General features: G+C 75.2%; 4 protein-coding genes. 1 reads left to right on the forward strand and 3 read right to left on the reverse strand.

Annotation, left to right across the window (positions count from 1 at the left end):
* Nucleotides 1-37: 37 nt before the first annotated feature.
* A complete protein-coding gene (locus C1I98_RS36155; protein WP_158558332.1) occupies nt 38-772 on the forward strand; it encodes a glycoside hydrolase family 25 protein in 735 nt (244 codons plus the stop codon).
* Between the two features lie 13 nt (nt 773-785).
* On the opposite strand, the gene C1I98_RS36160 is transcribed toward C1I98_RS36155, so the two are convergent.
* The 3 genes from C1I98_RS36160 to C1I98_RS36170 all read right to left on the reverse strand — a co-directional run.
* Nucleotides 786-1,844 carry a HAMP domain-containing sensor histidine kinase gene (locus C1I98_RS36160; RefSeq protein ID WP_111171788.1) on the reverse strand — a complete coding sequence of 353 codons (1,059 nt, stop codon included), beginning with the start codon at nt 1,842-1,844 and terminating at the stop codon, nt 786-788.
* Nucleotides 1,841-2,515 (reverse strand): response regulator transcription factor, encoded by a 675-nt coding sequence (locus C1I98_RS36165; protein ID WP_111171789.1) that lies wholly within the window; start codon nt 2,513-2,515, stop codon nt 1,841-1,843. The genes C1I98_RS36160 and C1I98_RS36165 overlap by 4 nt, the downstream gene beginning before the upstream one ends.
* 9 nt (nt 2,516-2,524) lie before the next feature.
* Nucleotides 2,525-4,111, reverse strand: a 1,587-nt coding sequence (locus C1I98_RS36170; RefSeq protein WP_111171790.1) for a serine hydrolase domain-containing protein, incomplete at its 5' end; no start/stop codon positions are given.

Here is a 4,111-nt window from a genome sequence, read left to right on the forward strand (position 1 = left end):
CCCCCGTTCCCCTTGGAGTAGCAGCATGCCCCGCATCATGACCGAACGTCTCCTGCGTGACATCCGCACCACCACCGTCGCCGGTCTGCTCGCCGCGGCCACCGCCGTGACGGGCTTCACCGTCGCCGCCGCGCCCGCCCACGCCGACCACGGCGGGGCCGCGCACAACGCCCAGAGCCGCACCGCCGCCCTGACCTACGGCCAGGACGTCTCCGGCTACCAGGCCGACCACGACTGGGCGGCCAGCCCGGCCGGCTTCGGCATCGTCAAGGCGACCGAGGGGCTGACCTTCACCGACCGCTCCTTCGCCCGGCACTGGCAGCAGCTCGACGCCAAGGGCATCGTGCGCGGCGCCTACCACTACGGCCACCCCGGCAACGACCCGGTGGCCGAGGCCGAGCACTTCCTGTCCGTGGTGAACGCCCGGCCCGCCAAGGGCGGCGACCTGCTGGTGCTGGATCTGGAGACCACCGACGGCAGGTCCGCCGCCGAGGTCAACGCCTGGGCCAAGACCTGGCTGTCGCACGTGAAGTCCAAGACCGGCACGGCCCCGCTGCTCTACAGCGGCTGGAACTTCGCCGACACCTACGGTGCCGGGCTCGCGGAGTACCCGCTGTGGGTGGCCCACTACGGCAAGGACAAGGGTGCGGTCACCGCGCCCGCCGACTGGAAGTCCTGGGCCATCCACCAGTACTCCGACACGCCCATCGACCAGAACGTCTCCGCGCTGACCCCGGACCGGCTGCGCTCGCTCGGCCGTCCGGCCGCCTGACGCCACCCCCGCGTCACCGGCGCAGGGTCAGCCTGAACACGCAGCCGTCGCCCGCGGGCCCCGGGGAGCAGACCGTGAGGTCGCCCCCGTGGGCCCGCGCGACCTGTCTGGCGATCGGCAGGCCGAGGCCGGTGCCGGGGACGTCGCGCCGGCCCCGCCAGAACCGCTGGAAGATCCGTTCCCGTTCGCCGGCGGGGACGCCCGCGCCGTGGTCGGTCACGGTCACCACGGCCTCCCGGCCCGAGGCCCCCACCTCGATCTCCACCGATGAGCCGGGCGGGCCGTACCTGATGGCGTTGTCCACCAGGTTGGCGACGGCCCGGCCCACGGTCGGCCCGTCCACCGCGCATTCCACCGCGTCCGGCCCGGCGACGGACACGTCGATGTCCTTGCCTGCGGCCAGCGGGGCCGCGCCCGCCACGACGTCCCGCACGAGCGCCATCAGGTCGGCCGGCCGCCGGTCCAGCACGCGGGCCCGGCCACGGGCCTCGGCCAGCAGGTCGTCGATGACCGTACGCAGCCGCACCGCCGCCGCCCTTGAACGCTCCAGCCCCTCCCGGTAGACCCGCAGGGTCGGCGCGGGATGGGCCAGCAGCACGTCCGCGTTCGCGAGCAGCACCGACAGCGGTATCCGCAGCTCGTGGCTGGTCTCCTCGATCAGCCGGCGCTGGGTGGCCGCGGCGCGTTCCAGCCGGTCGAGCATCGCGTCGAAGCTCGCCGCCAGGGCGGTGACCTCCACCGGCCCGCGAGACAGCCCGATGCGCCGGCTCAGGTCGGTCGCGCCGATCTCGTCCGCGACGGCCCGCACCCGCTCGATCGGCCGCACCGCCCGGCCCGCCCACCACCAGGCCGCCGCCGCGGCGGCGGGCCCGAGCGCGACCAGCGTCCAGGTGACCGAGACGGTGGTGTGCGAGGTGACGTCGGCGACCTGTTCCGCGCCGTTCACGATCTCGGTCGCCGTTTCGGTCTCGGTCACCAGTACCACGCCGGACAGCAGCAGCAGCGGCAGGTAGATCGCCAGGAACCCGAGGACGGCCAGGCGGGCCCGCAGCGAGCGCAGCGGGCGGATCACGGCACGGGCCCCTGGAGCCGGTAACCGGCCCCGGTGACGGTGTGGATCAGCGGCGGCTCGCCCAGCTTCCTGCGCAGCCGGCTGAGGATCACGCGCACCGACGCGGTGAAGGGGTCGGCGTTGGCGTCCCAGACGTGTTCGAGCAGCTCCTCGGCGGACAGCACCTCACCGGGGTGGTGCATGAAATAGCGCAGCAGCGAGAACTCCCGGGAGGTCAGCCCCAGCTCGGCGTCCCCCCGCCAGGCCCGGTGCGCGGCGAGGTCGAGCGTCAGGCCGCCCGCCCGAAGTACCGTGCCCCGCTCCTCGCCCCGGCGGCCCAGCGCCCGCAGCCGGGCCAGCAGCTCGGCGAAGTGGAACGGCTTGACCAGATAGTCGTCGGCGCCCGCGTCGAGCCCCGCGACCCGGTCGGACACCGCGTCGCGGGCGGTGAGCGCCAGCGTCCGCCTCGGGCGGCGCAGGCCGGGGTCGGTCCCCAGCCGGCGCAGCAGGTCCAGCCCGTCGCCGTCCGGCAGGGTCAGATCGAGGCAGGCCACGTCGTAGGCGGTGGCCCGCAGCGACTCCTCGGCGGCGGCGTACGTCGCGGCCAGGTCGACCGCGTAGGACTCGTTCCGGAGCCCGAGGGCGACGATCCCGGCGAGGTCGGGATCGTCCTCGATCAGCAGAATGCGCATGGGGGCGGGTCAGCCGGTCCTTTCCGCGACGGATGTGCCGCCCGGCCCGCGGGCGATGGTCATGCGGTCCCCGCCGAACCTGACGGTCACCTCGGAGCCCTTGCCGGCCGGGTCGTCGGGGCGGTAGCCGTCCCCGGCGGGCACGAGGCGCAGCACCGGTGGAGGGGAGGGGACCTCGGCCGCCGATACACCGCCGTGCTCGCCGACCGACCACCAGCCGGTCACCTGGCGCCCGCCCGCCGTGATGCGGACGTAGGTGCGCAGCTCGCCGGCGGTGTGCAGGGTGCCAGCCGGGACGATGCCGCCGATCGGCCCGAGCGTGCCGCGCAGCGCCGCGCGCTCCTTGCGCCCCTCCTTGGTCCGCCCGGCGAGCAGGCCGAGCACCGCCCGTTCGTGGGCGCGCAGGGCGTCCGCGCCCGGCTCGGGGCCGGGCGGGAACAGGGCCGCGACCGCGTCGGCCCCTACGGCGGTCACGGCGGGCCCGCGCGCGTTCGCGCTCACCTGGAACGACCCTCCCGTGGGCAGCCGGTACGTCCCGACGATAGCGGTCTGCTCGCCGTCCGCCGGGCGGGCGGTGGTTCTCGGCACCGGCAGCGGGCGTCCGGTGAGCAGTGCCGGGCCCACCGTGGTGAGCAGGTCCTCCGCGGTCACCTCGGGCCTGTTGGACAGGACGGCGACCGCCATGCGCCGGCCGGGGACCCAGGCGACCATCGCGTTGTGGGCGCTCTCCCCGCCGCCGCCCGCCGCGGCCAGGAACGGCTCGCCGAAGACCTCCGCCGACGTGGCCACCCAGCCGGGCGTCTCGGACCTTCCCCCGCCCAGGTCGTGCCCGGGGGCGGCGATGGCCTTGGCCGACGCCGGTGTCACCAGGCCGCCGGTGAACAGCGTGTGCGTCCATTGCGCCAGGTCCCCGGCGGTCATGGCGAGGCCGCCGTTGCCGTCCATGGCCCAGTGCGGGCCTTCTGCCGGTCCGCCGGGGTCGCCGGTCTTGCCGTTGTCGAATACGCCGAGCGCGCGCGGCCCCGGTACGGCGGGTTCGCCGTTCCAGAACCCGCCCACGGCCTTGCCTCCGGGCAGCCGCAGGACTTCGGCGGTGAGGTGGTCCCGGAAGCCCATGCCCGACACCTCGTCCACGATCAGGGCGAGCAGTGTGTATCCGGCGTTGGAGTACTGGTGGCCCGTGCCCGGCCGGAAGGCGATGTCCAGGTCGCCGATGGCGGCGATGGCCGCGGCCTTGCCGACCACGGCGTCGTCGGCGGCGTGCGTGCCGGTCAGGCCGCTCTCGTGCAGCAGGAGCTGCCGGACCGTGGCGGCGGCGACCGGGCCGCGCAGCGCGGGCAGGAGGTCGCCGGCCCGGTCGTCCAGCGCCAGCCTGCCCTTGTCGATCAGGCGGAACACGGCCGCGGCGGTGAACGCCTTGGTGATCGAGCCGATGTCGAACACCGTGCCGGGCGTGTTCGGCCTGCCCCGGTCGTCGGCCTGGCCGTAGGCGGCCAGGCAGGTGGGCTTCCCGTCGGTGAGGACCGCGACCGACCCGCTGAACTCCGCCTCGGCCCACGCCCCGAACGCCTTGGCCGGCCGCGCCTCACACCCGCC

It is taken from the genome of Spongiactinospora gelatinilytica (assembly GCF_003236385.1).
GTDB lineage: Bacteria > Actinomycetota > Actinomycetes > Streptosporangiales > Streptosporangiaceae > Spongiactinospora > Spongiactinospora gelatinilytica.